The organism is Pantoea sp. SGAir0180, from assembly GCF_043546245.1.
Map to the genome: position 1 here is coordinate 2,341,755 of NZ_CP028071.1, position 22,078 is coordinate 2,363,832.

Annotated in this window: 16 protein-coding genes; 8 read left to right on the forward strand and 8 right to left on the reverse strand. The window is 54.5% G+C overall.

Annotated elements, in window-relative coordinates:
- Positions 1–130 precede the first annotated feature (130 nt).
- From serS to lrp, 5 genes are all read right to left on the reverse strand, one after another.
- Positions 131–1,423, reverse strand: coding sequence for a serine--tRNA ligase (serS, locus tag C1N58_RS10935; RefSeq protein WP_039341327.1), 1,293 nt, complete (start codon positions 1,421–1,423; stop codon positions 131–133).
- Between the two features lie 91 nt (positions 1,424–1,514).
- Positions 1,515–2,858: a replication-associated recombination protein A gene (locus C1N58_RS10940; RefSeq protein WP_394564883.1), complete on the reverse strand. Its 1,344-nt coding sequence runs from the start codon at positions 2,856–2,858 to the stop codon at positions 1,515–1,517.
- Positions 2,859–2,865: 7 nt separating this feature from the next.
- A complete protein-coding gene (gene lolA, locus C1N58_RS10945; RefSeq protein WP_039341330.1) occupies positions 2,866–3,477 on the reverse strand; it encodes an outer membrane lipoprotein chaperone LolA in 612 nt (203 codons plus the stop codon).
- A gap of 182 nt (positions 3,478–3,659) precedes the next feature.
- Positions 3,660–7,121 (reverse strand): DNA translocase FtsK 4TM domain-containing protein, encoded by a 3,462-nt coding sequence (locus C1N58_RS10950; RefSeq protein WP_282498624.1) that lies wholly within the window; start codon positions 7,119–7,121, stop codon positions 3,660–3,662.
- A 118-nt stretch (positions 7,122–7,239) separates the two neighbouring features.
- The gene (lrp, locus tag C1N58_RS10955; RefSeq protein WP_006118610.1) at positions 7,240–7,734 is read right to left on the reverse strand and encodes a leucine-responsive transcriptional regulator Lrp; all 495 of its coding nucleotides are present in this window, start codon (positions 7,732–7,734) and stop codon (positions 7,240–7,242) included.
- A 524-nt stretch (positions 7,735–8,258) separates the two neighbouring features.
- On the opposite strand from lrp, the gene trxB reads away from it, so the two are divergent.
- The 5 genes from trxB to infA all read left to right on the forward strand — a co-directional run bounded on the left by trxB (position 8,259) and on the right by infA (position 14,148).
- On the forward strand, positions 8,259–9,227 hold the full coding sequence (gene trxB / locus C1N58_RS10960) for a thioredoxin-disulfide reductase (RefSeq protein ID WP_033737645.1): 969 nt from the start codon (positions 8,259–8,261) through the stop codon (positions 9,225–9,227).
- Positions 9,228–9,362: 135 nt separating this feature from the next.
- A complete protein-coding gene (gene cydD / locus C1N58_RS10965; RefSeq protein ID WP_033737646.1) occupies positions 9,363–11,129 on the forward strand; it encodes a heme ABC transporter permease/ATP-binding protein CydD in 1,767 nt (588 codons plus the stop codon).
- Positions 11,129–12,859 carry a heme ABC transporter ATP-binding protein/permease CydC gene (gene cydC / locus C1N58_RS10970; RefSeq protein ID WP_394549732.1) on the forward strand — a complete coding sequence of 577 codons (1,731 nt, stop codon included), beginning with the start codon at positions 11,129–11,131 and terminating at the stop codon, positions 12,857–12,859. Before cydD ends, cydC begins: the two co-directional genes overlap by 1 nt.
- 33 nt (positions 12,860–12,892) lie before the next feature.
- Positions 12,893–13,585, forward strand: coding sequence for a leucyl/phenylalanyl-tRNA--protein transferase (aat, locus tag C1N58_RS10975; protein WP_006118606.1), 693 nt, complete (start codon positions 12,893–12,895; stop codon positions 13,583–13,585).
- Between the two features lie 344 nt (positions 13,586–13,929).
- Positions 13,930–14,148, forward strand: a complete 219-nt coding sequence (infA, locus tag C1N58_RS10980) for a translation initiation factor IF-1 (RefSeq protein WP_002211347.1) — start codon at positions 13,930–13,932, stop codon at positions 14,146–14,148.
- A gap of 90 nt (positions 14,149–14,238) precedes the next feature.
- Here infA and clpA read toward each other — a convergent pair whose 3' ends face one another.
- Positions 14,239–16,515: an ATP-dependent Clp protease ATP-binding subunit ClpA gene (gene clpA, locus C1N58_RS10985; protein ID WP_006118605.1), complete on the reverse strand. Its 2,277-nt coding sequence runs from the start codon at positions 16,513–16,515 to the stop codon at positions 14,239–14,241.
- 53 nt (positions 16,516–16,568) lie between these two features.
- A complete protein-coding gene (gene clpS / locus C1N58_RS10990) occupies positions 16,569–16,889 on the reverse strand; it encodes an ATP-dependent Clp protease adapter ClpS (RefSeq protein ID WP_006118604.1) in 321 nt (106 codons plus the stop codon).
- Between the two features lie 318 nt (positions 16,890–17,207).
- On the opposite strand from clpS, the gene cspD reads away from it, so the two are divergent.
- Positions 17,208–17,432 carry a cold shock-like protein CspD gene (gene cspD, locus C1N58_RS10995; protein WP_006118603.1) on the forward strand — a complete coding sequence of 75 codons (225 nt, stop codon included), beginning with the start codon at positions 17,208–17,210 and terminating at the stop codon, positions 17,430–17,432.
- Positions 17,433–17,499: 67 nt separating this feature from the next.
- Here the strand turns inward: cspD and C1N58_RS11000 are convergent, their stop codons facing one another.
- Entirely contained in the window at positions 17,500–19,149 is a 1,650-nt protein-coding gene (locus C1N58_RS11000) for an ATP-dependent nuclease (RefSeq protein WP_058707609.1), read from the reverse strand.
- Positions 19,150–19,284: 135 nt separating this feature from the next.
- On the opposite strand from C1N58_RS11000, the gene C1N58_RS11005 reads away from it, so the two are divergent.
- On the forward strand, positions 19,285–20,184 hold the full coding sequence (locus C1N58_RS11005) for a lysine exporter LysO family protein (protein WP_033737650.1): 900 nt from the start codon (positions 19,285–19,287) through the stop codon (positions 20,182–20,184).
- A gap of 123 nt (positions 20,185–20,307) precedes the next feature.
- A complete protein-coding gene (gene poxB, locus C1N58_RS11010) occupies positions 20,308–22,029 on the forward strand; it encodes a ubiquinone-dependent pyruvate dehydrogenase (protein ID WP_033737651.1) in 1,722 nt (573 codons plus the stop codon).
- Positions 22,030–22,078 lie beyond the last annotated feature (49 nt).

Sequence of the window (22,078 nt, forward strand, 5' to 3'; positions counted from 1 at the left end):
TTTTACGCTTTCTGCCCGCGTCGTCATCGATAATGTTTATTTGTGATAAATTTTAAACGTGTTGAGGATGCCTCGCGGTAAAGATAAAAAAACCCAGCCTGAGCTGGGTTATTTTAGACAGGATGAACGCTTAGCCAATAAATTCCAGGCCGTTCATATAAGGACGTAATACCTCTGGCACGGCGATGCGGCCGTCCTGCTGCTGGTAATTTTCCAGCACGGCAACCAGCGTACGTCCTACGGCCAGGCCCGAGCCATTCAGGGTATGCACCAGACGCGGTTTTTTATCCTGCTTATTGCGGGTGCGCGCCTGCATACGGCGAGCCTGGAAATCCCCCATGTTTGAGCAAGAAGAGATTTCACGGTAGGTATTTTGCGCCGGTAACCATACTTCTAAATCGTAGGTTTTTGTCGCACCAAAGCCCATATCACCGCTGCACAGCAAGACCTTGCGATACGGCAGGTTCAGCAGTTGCAACACTTTTTCAGCATGGCCAACCAGCTCTTCCAGCGCATCCATAGAGGTTTCAGGCGCGACGATTTGTACCATTTCAACTTTGTCGAACTGGTGCATACGGATGAGCCCACGCGTATCACGGCCATAGGAGCCTGCTTCAGAGCGGAAGCAGGGTGTATGTGCCGTAAGCTTCAGCGGCAGGCTCTCTTCTTCAACGATTTCATCCCGCACAAGGTTGGTCAGCGGCACTTCAGCGGTCGGAATGAGCGCGTAATGGCTGCTTTCGGATTCTTCTTCCAGCGGACGTGTATGGAACAGATCTTCACCAAACTTAGGTAACTGGCCTGTACCGTATAAGGTCGCATGGTTAACCAGGTAAGGGACGTAAGTTTCCAGATAACCATGTTGTTCCGTGTGCAGGTCAATCATGAACTGGCTGAGCGCACGGTGCAGGCGAGCAATCTGGCCTTGCATAACCACGAAGCGTGAGCCGGTGAGTTTCACTGCCGCAGCAAAGTCCAGCCCTTTAGCCGCTTCACCCAGCTCAACGTGATCTTTCACCTCAAAATCAAACTGGCGGGGTTCACCCCAGCGACTGATTTCCAGGTTTTCCGTGTCGTCTTTCCCCAGCGGCACTTCATCCGCAGGAAGATTCGGCAGCGCCAGGCTGAAATCGCGGATCTGATTTTGCAGCTCGTCCAGTTCTGCTTTAGCCGCATCCAGGCGTTCGCCCAAGCTGTTCACTTCCTGACGCAGTGGCTCGATGTCTTCCCCACGTGCTTTGGCCTGACCGATGGATTTGGAGCGGGAGTTGCGCTCGGCCTGCAGGTTTTCCGTTTCAACCTGCAAGACTTTGCGACGCTCTTCGAGCGAACGCAGCATTTCCACATCCAGTTTAAATCCTCGGCGTGCCAGTTTTTCTGCGACTGCGTCTGGCTCATTACGCAGCAGATTGGGATCGAGCATGCTTATCCTGTGTATTTATGAGTTAAAAGAAGGGGACGCACTCCCGCTGGAATGCGTTGAAAACATTGACCACATTACCGCAACGTCTGTTTCAGCGGTAGCGTTTTGTCGGGCTATTTTGATCGAGTTCAGCCAGCCAGGCCAGCTTTTCGCCAATTTTGCCTTCAAGACCGCGTTGAGTGGGATGATAGTAACGCGTTTGCGCCATTTCGGGTGGGAAATAGATTTCACCCGCAGCATAGGCATTGGCTTCGTCATGCGCATAGCGATAGCTTTCGCCCAGCCCCATCTCTTTCATTAGCTTCGTGGGGGCATTGCGCAAATGATCGGGAACATCGAAATCTGGATGGTCGCGTGCATCACGCATCGCCGCCTTAAACGCGTTATAGACGGCGTTACTTTTTGGCGCACTGGCGAGATAGACAATGGCCTGCGCAATCGCGCGCTCCCCTTCTGCCGGACCAACCCGGGTGAAACAGTCCCAGGCCGCAATAGCCACCTGCATGCCTCGTGGATCGGCATTGCCGACGTCTTCAGACGCAATGGCCAGTAGCCGACGCGCGACATACAGCGGATCGCCACCGGCGGTAATAATACGGGCGTACCAGTACAGGGCGGCATCCGGCGCCGATCCCCGGACGGATTTATGCAAGGCAGAAATCAGGTCATAAAAGCGATCGCCTTTATTATCGAACCGGGCAGACCGTTCCCCCGCCACTTCGGTCAGCAACTGGGGCGTCAGCTCACGTTTGCCTGTGCCGTTGGTTTCGGCCATATCGGCCATCATTTCCAGCGTATTCAGAGCACGACGTGCATCGCCGTTGACCAGTTCCGCAATCATACGCCGCGTATTGTCAGGTAACAGGATATCGCTGTTGCCATAACCCCGACTGGCATCCTGCATCGCCTGGTCAAGCACCTGCTCAATATCTTCTGTGGTCAGGGATTTAAGTAAATAGACACGAGCACGTGACAGCAGTGCGGAGTTAAGCTCAAAGCTGGGATTTTCTGTCGTGGCACCGATAAACGTGATAGTGCCGTCTTCAATATGGGGAAGAAACGCATCCTGCTGACTTTTGTTGAAGCGATGGACTTCATCTACAAACAGGATAGTGCGGCGGCCCGCCTGCTTGCTCAGCCTTGCGCGTTCAATGGCTTCACGAATCTCTTTGACACCAGAGGTGACCGCAGAAATACGCTCAACGTCCGCATTGCCATAGTGAGCGATAATCTCGGCCAGCGTTGTTTTTCCTGTCCCTGGCGGTCCCCAGAGAATCATGGAGTGCAGGTGCCCCGCTTCGATCGCGCGCGGCAACGGTTTACCCGCAGCCAGCAGGTGCTGCTGTCCAATGTATTGCTTCAGGGTTGCTGGCCGCATACGCGCGGCCAGCGGTTTAAAATCTTCACTGGAAAAATCCAGGGACAGGTTACCCACTACCACCTCACTGACGTTGGTCATCCACCGTGACGCCTTTTGGCGGGGTGAATGTGAATTTATCCGGGCTAATCGGGCCGTTTTTCTGGCTCTTTAGCTGGTAGTTACTGCGCTGCCCATCCTGCTCGATGGCGCTAAACTGATTAATGGTGCCATCTGGCGTCACGTCAATCGTGAACTGCTTGAGGTTGCCATCGCTTTTCTTCGGCGTTAGTTCAAATTTGTCACCCTGCTGTTTTACGTTGTATTGCTGCCAGTCACTGGCCTGGTTACGGGCAATCAACATAAACGGTGTATTGCTTGTCGCATTCTTTAACAGGCTGACCGTAGCTTGTTCAACAAACGGGTTATAGAACCATAACGATTTCCCGTCAGAAATAATGATGCTCTCGTCGGGTGCGGTCATATGCCAGTTGAACAGGCTGGGGCGCTTAACCCAGAGCTCGCCTTCACCCTCCTGCACGTTGGCACCGCTGCCATCGGTCACCTTTTGAGTAAAGCTGGCGTGGAAGCTGTTAACTTTATTAAGGCGCTGTTGCAGGTCGCTCGACGCATCGGCGAGAACGTTGGCTGACCCCAAAGCGGCCAGCAGGCCTAAGGCGATTACGCGTAATTTCATCTGCTTAAATCCTTATTAAATCGTTTCCCGTTGATCACGTGACTAAGCCTGGTCGCTGTCCTGCGTTTAATACAGGAGAAAAAACCGAAACACTAATCAACTATGGGGGTTAACCGCTAAAAAACAATGAGCCAGTGGAAACTGGCTCATTGTTTTGTGTTTCAAAGCTTATCGTTCAGGCTTTACATATCATGGGGTGGTGGAGAGAGCACTTCACGGTTACCGTTGTGGCCCGGTGACGAGACGATGCCCTGTGCTTCCATCTGTTCAATGATGCGCGCAGCACGGTTATAACCGATACGGAACTGACGCTGTACGCCCGAAATCGAGGCGCGTCGCTTATCCACCACAAAGGCAACAGCCTGATCGAACAACGGATCGAGTTCTTCATCGCTGTCAATGCCGCCCCCGCCTTCACTTTCTTCGCCCGCTGTAATGCTTTCAATATATTGCGGACGCCCGCGCGCTTTCCAGTCCTGCACGACAGCATGTACTTCCTGATCGCGCACAAAGGCACCGTGAACACGCACCGGCATTGATGAGTTGGGCGGCATGTAAAGCATATCGCCCATCCCCAGTAACGATTCTGCACCGCCCTGATCAAGGATGGTTCGCGAGTCAATTTTACTTGAGACAGTAAACGCGATACGGGTAGGAATGTTGGCTTTGATGAGGCCGGTAATGACGTCAACTGACGGACGCTGGGTTGCCAGAACAAGGTGGATTCCCGCCGCACGCGCTTTCTGTGCAAGACGTGCAATCAGTTCTTCCACTTTCTTACCGACAGCCATCATCAAATCGGCGAACTCATCCACCATCACCACGATGTAAGGCAGTTTTTCCAGCACTGGCGGCGTCATATCCATGCTGTCGCCTGGCTTCCAGAACGGATCGGGAATCGGCCGCCCCATTGCATCCGCCTGCGCCACTTTTTCGTTGTAGCCAGCCAGATTACGTACACCTAGCGCCGACATCAGCTTATAGCGACGCTCCATCTCACCGACACTCCAGCGCAGCGCGTTCGCCGCATCTTTCATATCGGTCACGACTTCGGTCAGCAGATGCGGAATGCCTTCGTAAACGGAAAGCTCGAGCATCTTGGGGTCAATCATAATAAAGCGCACGTCTTCCGGCGTGGCTTTATACAGCATGCTGAGGATCATCGCATTCACGCCGACGGACTTACCGGAACCGGTTGTACCCGCTACCAGTAAGTGTGGCATTTTAGCCAGATCGGCGACGACCGGCTGGCCGGCAATATCTTTACCCAGCACCACAGACAGCGGCGAGGGATTGTCACGGAATTTTGGACAATCCAGCACTTCACGCAGGTAAACGGTCTGGCGATGACGGTTGGGTAATTCCAGACCAACATAGGGTTTGCCAGGGATCACTTCAACCACACGCACTGCCGTAGTCGACAGGGAGCGGGCCAAATCGCGTGACAGGTTAGAGATACGCGCCGCTTTTACGCCCGGCGCGAGATCCAGTTCAAAACGGGTAATCACAGGTCCTGGCGAAATGCCCACCACCTCGGCCTTGACGCGGTAGTCACCCAGACGCGCCTCAACCAGTCTTGCTGTCTGCTCAAGGGCGAACATATCAACCGGTTCTTCCTCTTCCGGCGGCGCGGTCAGGAGATCGAGTGACGGTAAGGGTGTAGAAGGTTTTTCGAGTGGCTGCTCGTGACGCATCAGGAAGGGGTGAATCAGGCTGTCATGCACGGATGGCTTCGCCTCCGTGACCGGCTCCGGCTGCTGCGCAGGCGCGGCAAAATGATCGGCCGCAAAGGTCTGGGCCGATTCTACACGCTGAGCCGCAGGCTGTTCTGGTGCAGCCTGAACGTGCTGCCAGGGCTCATGTTGTGGCGCGACCTCGCTGACGTCCGGCGATGCTGCAATGGTGAACAGCGGCTCGACAGGGCCATCGTCGACCAGGTCCTTCATTGGGGAGAAATCGAAGGCCGCTGACGTATCCAGATTGAAAACGGGTGCATTGTCTTCAGGCACCGTTTCATAGCGCTGTTGCTGTTGCTGTGCGAACTGACGCGCCAGCGAGGCCTGCTGCAATGCCAGCTCATCGTCCTCGTGCGCGTCGTCCTGCTGCCAGCTTTCGCCATAGCGTTGCTGCTGCTCTGACTGGAACGCCTGACGCAACTCTGCCTGTTGCAGCGCATCCTGCTCCTCTGCTGACCAGTCAGTGAGTGACGCATCTTCTTTCGTAGGTTGTGATGACGGCAGTTCAGCACGTTTGGCTTTTTCTTCCGCCATACGCTGTGAAGGCAGTTTAATGCCGTACGAGGCCAGCTCACGTCGGGTAGGCAGTTTAACCGGATTAGGCCGCGGCAGCGCCGGACCAATCCCCTGTTTCACCTGTGGATTCGACACCGTTTCAGGGACAGGCTCAAACAGCGGTGAGGATGCTGACGATGCTGCGGTTGCCGCAGCACCGGCGACAGCAGCGCTGTTCAGCGAGGCTGCTGACGTGGCTTCACGCCAGTTACCCATTTTGGGTTCGTCATCCTCATAAGCGGTAAAGTGCGGGGCAGCCGCCGGTGCATCGTCCGGTAACTCAAAGCGGTAGCGCGGCGGTTCAGTGAGAGGCTTCTCCTGTGGCATCGGCTCGCGCGGTGCAGTGTGCGTCACCGGGGCAGGATGAGGCGATGCCGCAACAGGCGAAACAGGTTCAGGCGTCGCTGCAACCTGTTCAGGCTCAGGTGAAGCTGATGGCGCACTGACAGGCGTTGCCGCCATTGTTGCGGCAGCAGGCTGCGCAGGTGCTGTGGCAGTAGCCTGAGCGCTTGCCGTCGGTGTCGTGGTCGCAGATACTTCGGCTGTGGCCGCAACAGCGGCGCGGGTGGCGGTGGCGGCCCTGGCTAACAGTGGATCATGCGCATCCAGATCGGGCTGCGCCTTACGCGGCGCGGTTAGCAATACGTCATCGTCGTCGTCCGTCTGAGCATGAAGGACGGGTGCGCTCTCGTGATAATCGTCTGCTTCGTCCTCTTCATGCCAGGGTTCATCATGACGTGAGCGGTTGCTGGCGAATGTCAGCACGCCCATGACCACGCCACCGATTCTTTCCGCAATGGTTAACCATGACCAGCCCGTATACAGCGTGATCCCTGCGGCCCAGATGCAGAGCAAAGTCAGTGTGCCACCTGCCGGACTGAACCAGGGTGAAATGGCATTACTGACGAGGCTGCCAATGACGCCTCCGGAAGCAAAATACCAGATGTCGTCCGCGTTGAGCGCGGCCATCCCACAGGTGGTGACGACCAGGGCCAGGACACCGATTAAGCGTAAACCAATGGCAAAGTAGTCCACATAATCCTGGTTATCCCGCTGGCGAAACGCTATCCAGCACAGCCCCAGTATGACCGGCGGAATGGCATAGGCCATCACACCAAAGATGAAAAGCAGCGTATCAGCCAGCCATGCGCCGACTGTGCCACCCATGTTATGGATAGGTTCATGCCAGGCCGTTTGCGACCAGCTCGGATCGGAAGGATTAAAGCTGACCAGGGAAACCATCAGGTAGATGGCGAACAATGCCACCAAAATAAGTAACGCTTCCAGCAGACGGCGTCCGCTGCTCAGCGACTGTAACGAAACGTCTTTATCTTCTGTGTATTCCTGGCTCAAGAGATCTCTCCAGGTGCCTGTAAAGTAAGAAACAACAGCGTCGGGCTCACCCGACGCTGGTCCTGTATGTATTCACAGGAGTGTACCGAAATTTCCCAGGCTTTGCACCTGCCACGCATCAGCGCGTTTTGATCACCAGACGATTGCTCTGTTTGACCTCTTCCATCACCACATAAGTACGCGTGTCGTTTACGCCTGGCAGGCGCAGCAAGGTTTCACCCAGCAGCTTGCGGTAAGCGGACATATCAGGCACGCGCGTTTTAAGCAGGTAGTCGAAATCACCAGAAACCAGGTGACACTCTTGAGTTTCCTCAAGTTTTTGCACAGCGGCGTTAAATTGCTCAAACACATCAGGTGCGCCACGATTCAGAGTAATCTCAACAAATACCAGTAATGAAGCATCCAGGTAGTGAGGGTTGAGTTGCGCAGTATAGCCAAGGATGAACCCCTGACGTTCAAGACGGCGTACACGCTCAAGACAAGGTGTAGGAGATAATCCTACACGTTTGGAAAGTTCCACGTTTGAGATGCGACCGTCTTTCTGCAATTCATTGAGAATGTTTCTGTCGATCCTGTCGAGATCCTTACCGGGGCGTTTCTTATTATCTACCATTATTATTGTCTCTCTTCATTCCTTCCCTTTACCTGCCATCCCCTGAAAACGGTCATTGTTCGGGGCATTTTTGAAGTGAAATAACGGCGTCTGAGCGCATTCGTACCTATTTGTATGACGCATGCTGTCTGTCCACCGCATGCGTCATGACCAATATCAGACGATAAAATTCGTTCGGTACTCTGCCCAAAACGCGGCGGCAACACCCGTTTTGTTCAGACTAAGTTATTCGCTTCTCACACTGTTTTCGCAAATGCGCAGGCGATTGTCAAAGTAAAATGTCTAAATTCAGGACAAGATGCCAGACACTTCGCTGGGTCACTGTTTTTAAATGAGTATTTTCGTGCGATGGTGGTCTGTAAACTGAATTTTTGCCCCCTTTTGGCACAGGAGGCAGGCGAAAAAGCCATTCATCGTCTACGCCGTTTGCAGCAATCGCTAACAAAAGTGCGCAAGTGTTGTCTTTGCTACGGCATATTCCCTACAATCGCAGGTTATGTCAGGTGAATAAAACTGAGGAACGCATGAGTACGGCTAAACACAGTAAGTTGCTCATTTTGGGCTCTGGTCCGGCAGGTTATACCGCGGCCGTCTATGCTGCACGCGCCAATTTGAATCCAGTACTGATTACCGGGCTGGAAAAAGGCGGTCAGCTGACCACCACGACGGAAGTGGAAAACTGGCCGGGCGACCCGCATGATCTGACAGGTCCCTCGCTGATGGAACGTATGCATGAGCATGCCGAGAAATTTAACACGGAAATTATTTTCGATCATATTCATACGGTCGATCTGCAGAACCGTCCCTTCCGTCTGACCGGTGACAGTGGCGAATATACTGCCGATGCGCTGATTATTGCCACGGGTGCATCAGCACGCTATCTGGGCTTACCGTCGGAAGACGCTTTTAAAGGCAAAGGCGTTTCGGCCTGTGCGACCTGTGATGGTTTCTTCTACCGCAACCAAAAAGTCGCCGTTATCGGTGGCGGAAACACCGCGGTTGAAGAAGCACTTTATCTGGCGAATATCGCCTCTGAAGTGCATTTAATTCACCGCCGCGACAGCTTCCGCGCAGAGAAAATCCTTATTGATCGTCTGATGGAAAAAGTCAGCAACGGCAATATCGTGTTGCATACACACAGAACGCTGGAAGAAGTGGTCGGCGATCAGATGGGCGTGACGGGCCTGACGCTACGTTCAACGCTGAATACCGAAGAGACCGAAACGCTGGATGTTGCCGGCCTGTTTGTTGCTATCGGACACAGCCCGAATACGGCGATTTTCGATGGTCAGCTGGCGCTGGAAAACGGCTACATCAAGGTACAGTCCGGCCTGCATGGTAATGCCACGCAAACCAGTATCCCTGGCGTGTTTGCCGCGGGTGACGTCATGGACCATATCTACCGTCAGGCCATTACCTCTGCCGGTACCGGTTGTATGGCTGCGTTAGATGCAGAGCGTTATCTTGACGGATTGGTTAAGAACGATAAGTAAGTTGTTAATAACCTGATCTTAATTGTTTGAGGCGACTGTTTTTCAGTCGCCTTTTTTATTATCACCATGCTAAATTCAGGCGCCGGGTGTGAGGACCAGCCTCATTTCATTTGTCTTTGCCACATTGGGTTTCGCATGAATAAATCGCGTCAGCAGCATCTTACTCGTTGGCTTCGTCAACAGTGTCATCATGCTGGCCCCTGGTTGCGCGTTACGTCGTTGCTGGGCTGCGCTGGCGCGCTTCTGATTATCATGCAGGCATGGCTTTTAGCGTCGCTACTGCAGGCGCTGATTATTGACAGGCATTCTCCAGCCTCCCTTTTGTCCTCATTTTCACTTCTGATCCTGTGCTTTGTTCTGCGCGCCGCGCTGAATTATGCCCGTGAGCAGGCTGGATTCCGTGCAGGGCAGGCCATCCGTCAGGCTTTGCGTAAACAGGTGCTGGATCGTCTGGCCGCGTTGGGTCCGGCCTGGATACAGGGCAAGCCCGCCGGCAGCTGGGCAACGTTACTCCTTGAGCAAACCGAGGATATGCAGGCCTATTACGCGCGTTATTTGCCACAGATGACGCTGGCGGCGGTCATTCCCTGTTGCATATTGCTCACCCTGTTTCCGTTAAACTGGGCGGCAGGTCTGATCCTGTTCGCGACCGCGCCGTTGATCCCGCTTTTTATGGCCCTGGTCGGCATGGGCGCGGCCGAGGCTAATCGCCGTAACTTTGTGGCGCTCGCACGCCTGAGTGGCAACTTTCTGGATCGCTTGCGTGGTCGGGAAACCCTGCGTCTGTTTCATCGGGCAGACGCCGAAAAACAGGCGATTGCTGACGCCACGACGGATTTCCGTCAACGGACGATGGAGGTTCTGCGCCTGGCCTTTCTTTCTTCGTCAGTACTGGAATTTTTTGCGTCACTGTCCATCGCCGTTGTCGCCGTTTATTTTGGCTTTTCCTATTTGGGCGAACTGCACTTTGGTGATTATGGCCGCGGCGTGACGCTGTTTGCCGGCTTCCTGGTGCTGATTCTGGCCCCGGAATTTTTTCAGCCTCTGCGCGATTTGGGCACATTCTACCATGCTAAAGCGCAGGCAATTGGCGGTGCCGATGCGCTTGAACGCTTTATGCAGGAAACGCCAGAGGCCGAAAACACATCCGCCAGCGACGCCTTTAGCGCAACGGCGCCAGTAGAGCTGGTGGCAGAAAATCTGACGGTGCACGCGCCCAATGGCCATCAGCTCTGCGGCCCGCTCACCTTCACCCTGCGCGCAGGCACGCGCGTCGCGCTGGTGGGCAAAAGCGGTGCAGGCAAAACCGCACTGTTAAATGCCCTGCTGGGCTTTTTACCTTATCAGGGATCGCTGAAAGTTAACGGCATTGAACTTCACCGTATCGCACGCCATGACTGGCATCGGCATCTTGCCTGGGTCGGCCAGAATCCCCAGCTACCCGCCGCAACGTTACGGGACAATATCATCATGGATGCGCCGCACGATCCCGCACGGCTAAGTGCCTTAACCGCATCATGTGGGATCGATGAATTTCTTTCCCGACTGCCTGCCGGACTGGATACCGAACCGGGGGATGCCAGTCATCACTTATCGGTCGGTCAGGCACAGCGCATTGCCGTAGCCCGCGCGCTGTATAAACCCGCCCAGTTATTGTTACTGGATGAGCCCGCTGCCAGCCTGGACAGTCAAAGTGAACATCATGTGATGCAGGCATTAAATCAGGCGGCCACGCGCCAGACGACACTGATGATCACCCACCAAATTGATCTGCTTCAGACATGGGATGCGATCTGGGTAATGCAGGCCGGTCAGATCGTACAGCAGGGCGACTGGCAGACGCTGACTGCGTCCGGTCCGTTCAGTGATTTATTACAACACCGGCAACAGGAGATTTTCTGATGACGGCTCTGCGTCCCTTTCTGCGGCTATGGCTGCGTCATCCCTTCCGCCTGACGTCAGGGATCGTGCTGGCGATTGTCACGCTGTTAGCCAGTATCGGCTTGCTCACGTTGTCGGGCTGGTTTCTGGCCGCCTCTTCTGTAGCCGGTGTGGCTGGCCTGTATAGTTTCAACTATATGCTTCCCGCCGCTGGCGTGCGCGGCGCAGCGATTACCCGTACCGCCGCCCGGTATTTTGAGCGCTTAGTAAGTCACGACGCAACGTTTCGGGTTTTACAGCATCTGCGTGTCTTCACGTTTAGCCGCCTGATTGCGCTTTCTCCCGGCCAGCTCGCGCTCTTTCGTCAGGCCGATCTGCTTAATCGTTTTGTTGGTGATGTGGATACGCTGGATTATCTCTATTTGCGGGTCCTCTCGCCGCTGCTGGGCGCGTTTATCGTTATCGTCGTGGTAACAGCCGGCCTCAGCCTGATTGATCTGCACCTGGCGCTGGTGCTGGGCGGCATTCTGCTTACGCTGCTCTGCCTTTTTCCCCCGCTGTTCTACCGTCTGGGCGCGCCCACCGGCATCGCGATTGCCAGGCAGCGATCGCGCTGGCGAGAGCAGTTAATGCACTGGCTGGCGGGACAGGCAGAACTGACACTGTATGGTAACGCTGCCCGCTGGCGGGCCAGGCTGGACGAAGATGAGCAGCAGTGGCAGGACGCACAACGTCAGCAGGAGCGTTTACAGGCGCTGGCGCAAAGTCTGCTGCTGTTATGCAGTGGCCTCACTGTTACTGCCCTGCTCTGGCTGAGCGCAACAAGCATTGCGCAGCAGCAACTGCCCGGACCGCTCATTGCCCTGGTGGTGTTTTGTGCCCTGGCAGCTTTTGAAGCACTGGCGCCGATCGCGAGCGCCTTTTTGCCCCTGTCTCAGGTAATCACAGCAGCACAACGCGTCAATGACGTTATCGATCAGTCGCCTGCCATCCTCTTTCCATCCACAAGCACGGTTCCCGCCGGTGCGCTGCAACTCAGGATTGACGCGCTGGATTTCCGTTATCCGGGACGACCTGAAAAGGTGTTGGATCAGTTTTCACTGACGATGAAAGCCGGTGAACGTATTGCCCTTCTCGGCCCCACAGGCTGCGGCAAGTCCACCTTGCTTGGGCTGCTCACCCGCGCCTGGGAGGCGCAACAGGGCGAAATCGTATTGAACAGCGTACCGCTTGCGGACTGGGATGAAGCCCAACTTCGCCAGCGCATCAGCGTAGTCACCCAGCGCGTCCATGTGTTTAGTCAGACGCTACGGGACAATTTGTTGCTGGCCTGCCCCACCGCCAGTGATGCAATGCTTGAAAATGCACTGGTGCAAACCGGGCTTCAGGGCCTGCTGGAAAATGAAGAAGGGCTTAATGCCTGGCTGGGTGAAGGCGGCCGTCCGCTGTCGGGTGGAGAGCTACGCCGCCTGGCCATCGCCCGGGCGATGTTACACAACGGCGACTTATGGCTTCTGGACGAGCCGACTGAAGGACTTGATGCCACCACCGAGCAGCAGATTCTCGCCCTTCTGCAGCAGATCACCACGGGTAAAACGGTCATTATGGTAACGCATCGTCTGCGCGGCCTGGCGCAAATGGACCGAATTTGCCTTATGGACAGCGGTAAGATCGTCGAGCAGGGAAATCATTCTGAATTAGTCGCAAAAGGTGGACGTTACTGGCGTTTCCAGCAGCGCTTTGCGCTATAGTGCTGAGCAAACGCTGAGGGGTACATTACCGCGATGAGACTGGTTCAACTGTCACAAGAGTCGTTGCGCTTTCCGCCACCGGAAACCGCGCTGCGCGAGCCGAACGGCCTGCTGGCGATGGGCGGCGATCTCTCCCCTGCACGCCTGCTGAGTGCCTATCAGCAGGGTATTTTTCCCTGGTTCTCGCCCGGCGATCCGATTTTGTGGTGGTCACCCGATCCGCGAGCGGTGTTATTCCCGACGCAGTTCCATCTCAGTCGCAGTATGAAGCGGTTTCATCAGCAGTCACCTTATCGGGTGACGATGAATGAGGCCTTTGGCGATGTCGTTGACGGCTGTGCCCTGGGCCGCGAAGAAGGTACATGGATTACGTTTGAAGTGAAACGCGCCTGGCAGAAGCTCTATGAACTGGGCCACGCGCATTCGATTGAAGTCTGGCGCGATCAAACCCTTGCAGGTGGCATGTACGGTCTGGCGTTGGGACAAATCTTTTGCGGCGAATCGATGTTCAGCCTGCAACCCAATGCGTCAAAAACGGCCTTACTGGTATTCTGTCAGCATTTTATTAAGCACGGGGGCCAGTTAGTGGATTGTCAGATACTTAACCCCCATACCGCTTCGCTGGGAGCGGTTGAGATTGCACGCGATCGTTATCTTGAGCAGGTAAAAAACCTGGCATCCCTGGCCGTTGACAGCGGCTGCTGGCGTAATCAAACCCTTTTTTAAAAGTTGCGTAGATGTTTTGCACACATAAAGTCGGTTAAGTGATATAATAGCCAGGTTTGGTATGTCGTCCGCGCTTGGTTTTCAAGCCGGAATTGCCAGGCTGGGAATCTCATCGCACTCTCGGAACTGTTTCAATCGTGCGCGTGTTACCGGTTGATTCAGATTCTTAGCCCGCTAATCCCCCGCAGACGTCACATAAACACCCGAATTTAACCGACATGCTCGCGTTGACACGCGAAGCACGGCGATGCGTTGGCTTTATTGCCGACGGTTCTTTACATAACTTGTTGAATTGGGCATTATCTTGCCGATTCAACTGAAAGGTAGTACACCCAGAGGATTCGATGGCCAAAGAAGACAATATTGAAATGCAAGGTACCGTACTGGATACGTTACCTAACACCATGTTCCGCGTAGAACTTGAGAACGGACACGTGGTTACCGCTCATATCTCCGGTAAAATGCGTAAAAACTACATCCGCATCCTGACGGGCGACAAAGTGACTGTCGAGCTGACCCCGTACGACCTGAGCAAAGGCCGCATTGTCTTCCGTAGTCGCTGAGTTGCGTTGATGCTGCTGCCTGCGTGCGCGCAGGCGGACAAAAAAAAGGCCGGATTTTATCCGGCCTTTTCTCGTTCTGTGAAACGGTGCTTAGTGCACCGTCCCTTCCGTTTTGCGTTTTTGCGCGCTGAGGAAGTGATAGGTCAGTTGCCCCTTCTCTTTATCCAGCGCAACGGAAACCGATCCCCCGTCGACCAGAGAACCAAACAGCAGTTCGTTCGCCAGCGGTTTCTTCAGGCTCTCCTGCACGGTACGCGCCATTGGACGGGCACCCATCGCTTTGTCATAGCCCTTCTCTGCCAGCCAGTCACGCGCTTCGTCACTGACTTCCAGCGAAACGCCTTTCGCATCCAGCTGCGCCTGCAGTTCAACAATAAACTTGTCGACCACCTGGTGAATGACGTCCGTTGACAGGTGGCTGAACCAGATAATGTTGTCCAGACGGTTACGGAATTCAGGCGTAAAGATTTTCTTAATCTCTTCCATTGCATCCGTACTGTTGTCCTGATGAATCAGGCCAATAGATTTACGCTCAGTTTCACGCACGCCGGCGTTGGTGGTCATCACCAGCACCACGTTACGGAAGTCCGCTTTGCGACCGTTGTTATCAGTCAGCATGCCGTTGTCCATGACCTGCAACAACAGGTTGAACACGTCCGGATGCGCTTTCTCAATTTCATCCAGCAGCACAACGGCGTGAGGATGTTTGATCACCGCATCGGTCAGCAAGCCGCCCTGATCGAAACCGACATAGCCGGGAGGCGCACCAATCAGACGGCTGACGGTGTGACGTTCCATATATTCGGACATGTCGAAGCGCAGCAGTTCGATGCCCAGCGCTTTAGCTAACTGGACGGTCACTTCGGTTTTACCCACACCGGTAGGACCGGCAAACAGGAACGACCCTACCGGCTTGCGATCCTGACCCAGACCTGCGCGGCTCATCTTGATGGCTTCAGTCAATGCCTCAATGGCATTATCCTGACCGAAGACCAGCATTTTCAGACGGTCGCCCAGATTTTTCAGCGTATCGCGATCGGTTGCTGACACACTTTGCTCCGGAATACGGGCAATACGCGCCACCACCGTTTCAATGTCCGCCACATTCACCGTTTTCTTACGTTTGCTGGCAGGCATCAGGCGCGCACGGGCACCGGCTTCATCAATGACATCGATAGCCTTATCCGGCAAATGACGATCGTTGATGTATTTCACCGCCAGCTCCACCGCCGCGCGCACGGCTTTCGCGGTGTAACGTACATCATGGTGCGCTTCGTATTTGGTTTTCAGACCATTAAGAATCTGCACCGTCTCTTCAACAGAGGGCTCGGTAATGTCAATTTTCTGGAAACGACGCGCCAGGGCACGATCTTTCTCAAAAATATTGCTGAATTCCTGATAAGTGGTTGATCCCATTACGCGGATTTTGCCACTGGAGAGCAGCGGCTTAATCAGGTTAGCGGCATCCACCTGTCCACCCGATGCGGCGCCCGCACCGATAATGGTGTGAATTTCATCAATAAACAGGATGCTGGAGTTATCTTGCTCAAGCTGTTTCAGCAACGCTTTAAAACGTTTTTCAAAGTCACCACGGTACTTGGTGCCCGCCAGCAGCGAACCAATGTCCAGCGAGTAAATGGTGCAGTCCTTCATCACCTCTGGCACGTCGCCCTGAACGATTCGCCAGGCTAATCCTTCCGCAATCGCGGTTTTACCGACGCCCGACTCACCCACCAGCAGGGGGTTATTTTTACGGCGACGACACAGAACCTGAATCGTACGTTCCAGCTCTTTGTCGCGGCCAATCAGCGGATCAATGCCGCCAACGCGAGCAAGCTGATTAAGATTGGTGGTGAAGTTTTCCATACGTTCCTCCCCGCCTGCTTGCTCTTCGTTAACCGGATTTTCAGCACCAGGTGCCTGGCCCGGTTCGTCTTTGCGCGTACCGTGAGAGATGAAGTTCACCACATCGAGGCGGCTGACTTCGTGTTTGCGCAGCAGATACGCTGCCTGGGATTCTTGTTCGCTGAAGATGGCGACCAAAACATTCGCGCCATTGACTTCGCTGCGTCCGGATGACTGAACGTGGAACACGGCGCGTTGCAACACGCGCTGGAAGCTGAGCGTCGGTTGCGTATCGCGCTCCTCTTCACTGGCGGGCAGCACAGGCGTGGTTTGTTCAATGAAGGCTTCAAGCTCCTGCCGCAGAGCCACAATGTCCACCGTACAGGCTTCCAGTGCCTCTCTTGCCGACGGGTTACTGAGCAATGCCAGTAACAAATGCTCGACAGTCATAAACTCATGACGGTGCTCACGCGCTCTGGCGAAAGCCATGTTTAAACTGAGTTCCAGTTCTTGATTGAGCATTAGGCACCTCCTCCAGTTAATCGCTCTGACCTGCTTCCTGTATGGAGAGAGGCTCAGGCTTTTTCAAGCGTACACAGCAACGGATGATGATTGTCCCGCGCGTAATTGTTCACCTGTGCCGCTTTCGTCTCAGCGACTTCTGCGGTAAATACACCACAGATGGCTTTACCGTGGTAGTGAACTTTCAGCATCAGTTGCGTTGCACGTTCAATATCATAAGAAAAGAACTTTTGCAGAACGTCAATAACAAATTCCATAGGTGTATAATCGTCATTATTCAGAATGACTTTATACATCGAAGGTGGCTTTAACTCTTCGCGTACTTTACCTTCGGCTAAGTGTTCGAAATTTAGCCAGTCTTTAGTGTTTGCCATAGTGTTCCGTTGTGAGTCAGTACGTCATCATCAAACCCGGTGTCATCTGTAGAGTTTAACACGTGTGTCAAGTGCACTGCCGCTAATGAATCGGTCAGCCAAAAATTCGTTACGCGACCTGTATCACAAAATTTCAAATAGCGTTAACTACCTCAAATTTTGATGATTTTCTCCCCACCTGGCCCGGTGGTTTGCTTGACGATCGCGGCGATTTTTCTACATTCTAGCTTCACAAGCTGATTGAGTTTTAATCAAACCCGACTCACAGCTTACGTCACCTCACCTACTTATAAAATGTCTTGCGAGGGAAGTAAAAGCATGGAGACAGGTACCGTTAAATGGTTCAATAACGCCAAAGGTTTCGGCTTTATCTGTCCAATCGGGGGCGGCGAAGATATCTTCGCACACTACTCAACAATACAGATGGATGGTTACAGGACGTTAAAAGCGGGCCAGCAGGTCCATTTTGACGTTCATCAAGGCCCGAAGGGCAACCATGCCAGTCTTATTGTACCCGTAGAAGCGCAGCAGGCCGTGGCCTGACATCCCCAACGTTGGACCGCTCCGTCAAAAATGCCAGCCTGATGCGCTGGCATTTTTACTTTATGCCTTAACCCGCCTTCCCCTGCGCCAGTTGGATGACGCGAACAAACATCTCTTGCAGACAGGTCGGAACAGACGCGGTTCCGCGTTCTGCGGCCGCCATAGCGACCGTGATGGCCAGTTCCGGTTTTGATGCGCGATGAATCGCTTTGGTAATAATACGCCTGGAATTAACAGGCACGTTTAACGGCAGATGCGCTGCCGCATGGTAAACCTCGCTAAAGCCGTTGTTGTAGAGGAACTGTTCCATATCGGCCGCCGGAAGCTGGGTCAGATGATGCTTTTCATTATCATGCGGCTGAAGCTGGCTGCGCGCCGTGGCGGCATATTTTTTTCCTGCCATGTCGCCATCCGTCAGGACATGCCAGGCGATGCCCATGCGTCGGGCAAATTTCAGCAACGGCTTCAGACCTGACTGCGCATATTCAATGACTTTTATCCCTTCTGCCGCGAAGTGATAACCGCATTGTCGTGCCATCTGATTGATAATCCAGACTTCGGTTTCACCTTCCACCAGCAACCAGCAACGGGCAAACAACGCTGAGGGGCGGTTAACACGAATATGAAAGCCGATGCGACGGCTGTCTTCTGCACTCAATCCTTCAGGGCCGATGCGCCACGCCGCCACGCGCGTGGGTTCGCGTACCAGTCGACACACATCCTCTACCGCCACCTGCGACAATAACTCGCCCGAGTTGGTCGTGGCAATCTTCTGCAACGGCAGCAGCGCAAGCAAGTTCCAGGCCACCGAAAGCATGATGGGATGCAGTCGTGTTTCCGGATCTTCAATTAACAACAGCGGTCGCGCACCCGGGAGCAACGGCTCATTGCCCCTTGCCTGCATCAGTAAGCTAAACATCCGCAGCAAAATCAGCTGACGGCTGCGCACATCGGTCGCAGCAATCAGATGATTAAGCTGATCTAGCGAACGCCAGCCCTCAACGCCATCCCGTGACTGTGGATCGACGCGGAACGCCTGGCTCCCGTGATCCGGATGCTGCACCAGAAAATAGTGCTCCATCAGTTGCTGTAGCGTTTGCACGCCCTGACGCAGGACCGCATCGCTCAACTGTTGGGGATGACGGTCCAGATCGCGCGTCAGGTTATCCAGCTCCTGCGTCAGTTGATTTAATGTCGTCAGACGTTCATCCACCCGGCTGGCAATGGGACGCAGGCGGCGGCTAAAACGCGCATCGCGCAGGCGTAATACCGGATTCATACGCAGAAGAACATCGATCGCCTCAGCCGTTCCCGCTTCAGGCAACACCTGGCCCTCGCTGTCGATAAAGCGTCGCGAGGATCGAATCTGGCCAGCGTGTCGTCTGGCCTGGATGCTGTAACGCAGATAGCGTTGTCCGGGTATCGCGCCTCGCCAGAAAGGCGCAAGTGGTCCGCTGGTTTCTGCCTCATCCTCACGAAAATGAAAAACCACAGACAGGCGATGCACCTGGTCGTCCCTGTCACCTGGCGTAAAATGAAAATCGTCAGACGTAAAAACATACTCGCGCGTGTGCGGTGACAGCAGCAGACTCAGTGCATCCAGCAGACTGGATTTCCCCCAGGCATTTTCGCCGATCAACAGGTTAATGCGCGTTAACGGAAGAGAAAGCTGATTAATGCCGCGAAATCCCCGGATATCGATATGTTCCAGATTCATAGCGCTTTATCCTCTGAGCTGACCGAAGAAGGGAACGCGTTGCTCTGGCGGTCAGGTGACTTTACCGTCAGGGTTTACTCCCCTGTGCTTTTTCGTTAGCGTAGCGTCAATTTTAACATGGACGATCTTTTCATTATGTATTCAGGACTGTTACTGATTCTCCTCCCGCTTTTCGCTGGCTGGCTGTTACCCGTCCGGCAGGCCAGGTTTCTTAAGGCGGTAAATCGTCTGCTGGGCTGGATGGTCTATGTCATTCTGTTTTTTATGGGCATCAGCCTGGCTTTTCTGGACAACCTTAGCAGCAATCTGATCACCGTTTTTTATACGGCATCCGTCGCTGCGGGCTGTATTTTACTGTGCAACCTGCTGGCATTGCGCTGGCTGGAACAGCGGATGCCCTGGCAACATCATCATAAACAGCAAAAACTGCCGTCACGTTTACATATGGCGCTGGAATCGCTGACGTTGTGCGGCGTCGTAGTCCTCGGCTTTGCGCTGGGCCTTACGCAATGGCCCTGGCTGCACCATGCATCCGCAGCCAGTGAATATGCCTTGATCTTCCTGCTCTTGCTGGTCGGTATTCAACTGCGCGGCAGCGGCATGACGCTGCGTCAGATTATCCTGAATCGCCGGGGGATGACGATTGCCTGTGTCGTCCTGCTGAGTGGCTTACTGGGCGGCATTATAGCGGCGCTGATACTGGGGCTCCCCCTTAAAACCGGCCTGGCACTCGCCAGTGGCTTTGGCTGGTATTCCCTTTCCGGCATTCTGATGACAGAAGCCTTTGGGCCAGTGATCGGCAGTGCCGCGTTTTTTAATGACCTGCTGCGAGAGCTTATCGCCATTATGCTGATTCCCGCGCTGATCGCCCGCCACCGCAGCAGCGCGCTGGGCTTGTGCGGCGCGACGTCGATGGATTTTACCCTGCCCGTTTTACAACGTGCAGGCGGTACCGATATTGTGCCGGCGGCGATCGTGCATGGATTTATTATGAGCCTGGCCGCGCCCGTGCTTATTGCGCTGTTCTCAGCCTGAGCGCGAAATTCAACTTTTGATGCAATTTTTTACGGTAGAGTTGAATGACTCTCGTCTACGCTTCTTGGTAGCTGTTTAATTCTGCCCTCCCCGGGATGGCAACGAATGACCAAGGAGATGAAGATGAAACAAACCGTCGCGGCGCTGGTGGCCAAAACGCTGGAAAACGCCGGTGTAAAACGTATTTGGGGCGTCACAGGTGACTCGTTAAACGGACTCACTGACAGTCTGAACAAAATGGGCACCATTGAGTGGATGCCTACCCGCCATGAAGAAGTGGCAGCTTTTGCTGCGGGTGCGGAAGCACATGCCAGTGGCACGCTTGCGGTCTGCGCGGGTTCCTGTGGGCCAGGTAACCTGCATCTGATTAACGGGCTGTTCGACTGCCACCGCAATCGCGTTCCGGTACTGGCCATTGCCGCCCACATCCCCTCCAGTGAGATCGGCAGCGGTTACTTCCAGGAAACGCATCCACAAGAGTTGTTTCGCGAGTGCAGTCACTATTGCGAACTGGTCTCCAATCCCGAGCAGTTGCCCCAGGTATTGGGCATTGCCATGCGCAAAGCGATTCTGAACCGTGGGGTTTCCGTGGTGGTGCTGCCGGGCGATGTGGCGCTGCAACCTGCTCCCGATGCTGCGCGTGCAGAGTGGTATCCACCGCAGCTACCCGTCGTGTTGCCGTCTGCCGATGAACTGGCGACCCTGACACAAACACTGAATGACGCCCGCAATATTACGCTGATGTGCGGCAGCGGCTGTGCCGGTGCGCATGAGGAAGTGGTGCAACTGGCGGCAACGCTGAAAGCCCCTGTTGTGCATGCGTTGCGCGGCAAAGAGCATATCGAATATGACAACCCGTACGATGTGGGCATGACCGGGCTAATCGGTTTCTCCTCGGGTTATCATGCCATGATGAATGCGGATACGCTGGTGCTGTTGGGTACTCAGTTCCCCTATCGCGCCTTCTACCCTGAGAAAGCCAACATCATTCAAATCGATATTAATCCCGGCAGTCTGGGATCGCACTGTCATGTCGACCAGGCGTACGTCGGTGATGTCAAAACGACGCTGCGCGCGTTACTGCCGAAGCTGCAGGTGAAAACCGATCAGCATCATCTCGACAGTGCGCTGAAACACTACGCGGAAGCGCGTAAGGATTTGGATGCGCTGGCCACCGCGAACGACAGGCAGCCCATTCACCCGCAGTATCTGGCTCAGCAAATCAGTGAACTGGCTGACGAAGATGCTATTTTTACCTGCGATGTGGGCACGCCGACCGTGTGGGCGGCGCGTTATCTGAAGATGAACGGCAAGCGTCGCCTGCTCGGATCGTTTAATCACGGTTCGATGGCGAACGCCATGCCACAGGCGATGGGTGCACAGTCGCTTAACCGGGACCGTCAGGTCGTGGCGCTCTGTGGCGATGGTGGATTCAGCATGCTGATGGGTGATTTTCTGACCGTCGCACAGCTGAAATTGCCTGTCAAACTGGTCATTTTTAACAACAGTTCGCTGGGGTTTGTCGCCATGGAAATGAAAGCGGGCGGCTACCTGACTGACGGGACGGATCTGCATAATCCTGACTTTGCGGCCATTGCCGAGGCCTGCGGCGTGAAAGGTATTCGGGTTGAAAAAGCGTCAGAACTCAATGGCGCACTGGAACAGGCCTTTGCCCATGACGGCCCGGTGCTGGTGGATGTGATCACCGCGAAGGAAGAGCTGGCTATGCCGCCGGAGATCAAGCTGGAACAGGCCAAAGGATTCAGCCTCTATATGCTTCGTGCCATCATCAATGGACGGGGTGACGAAGTGCTGGAGCTGGCAAAAACCAACTGGCTACGGTAAAACAGAGTGCTCTTGCGGGCGGGTTCTCTGCCCGCCTGTTTTCCGCAGA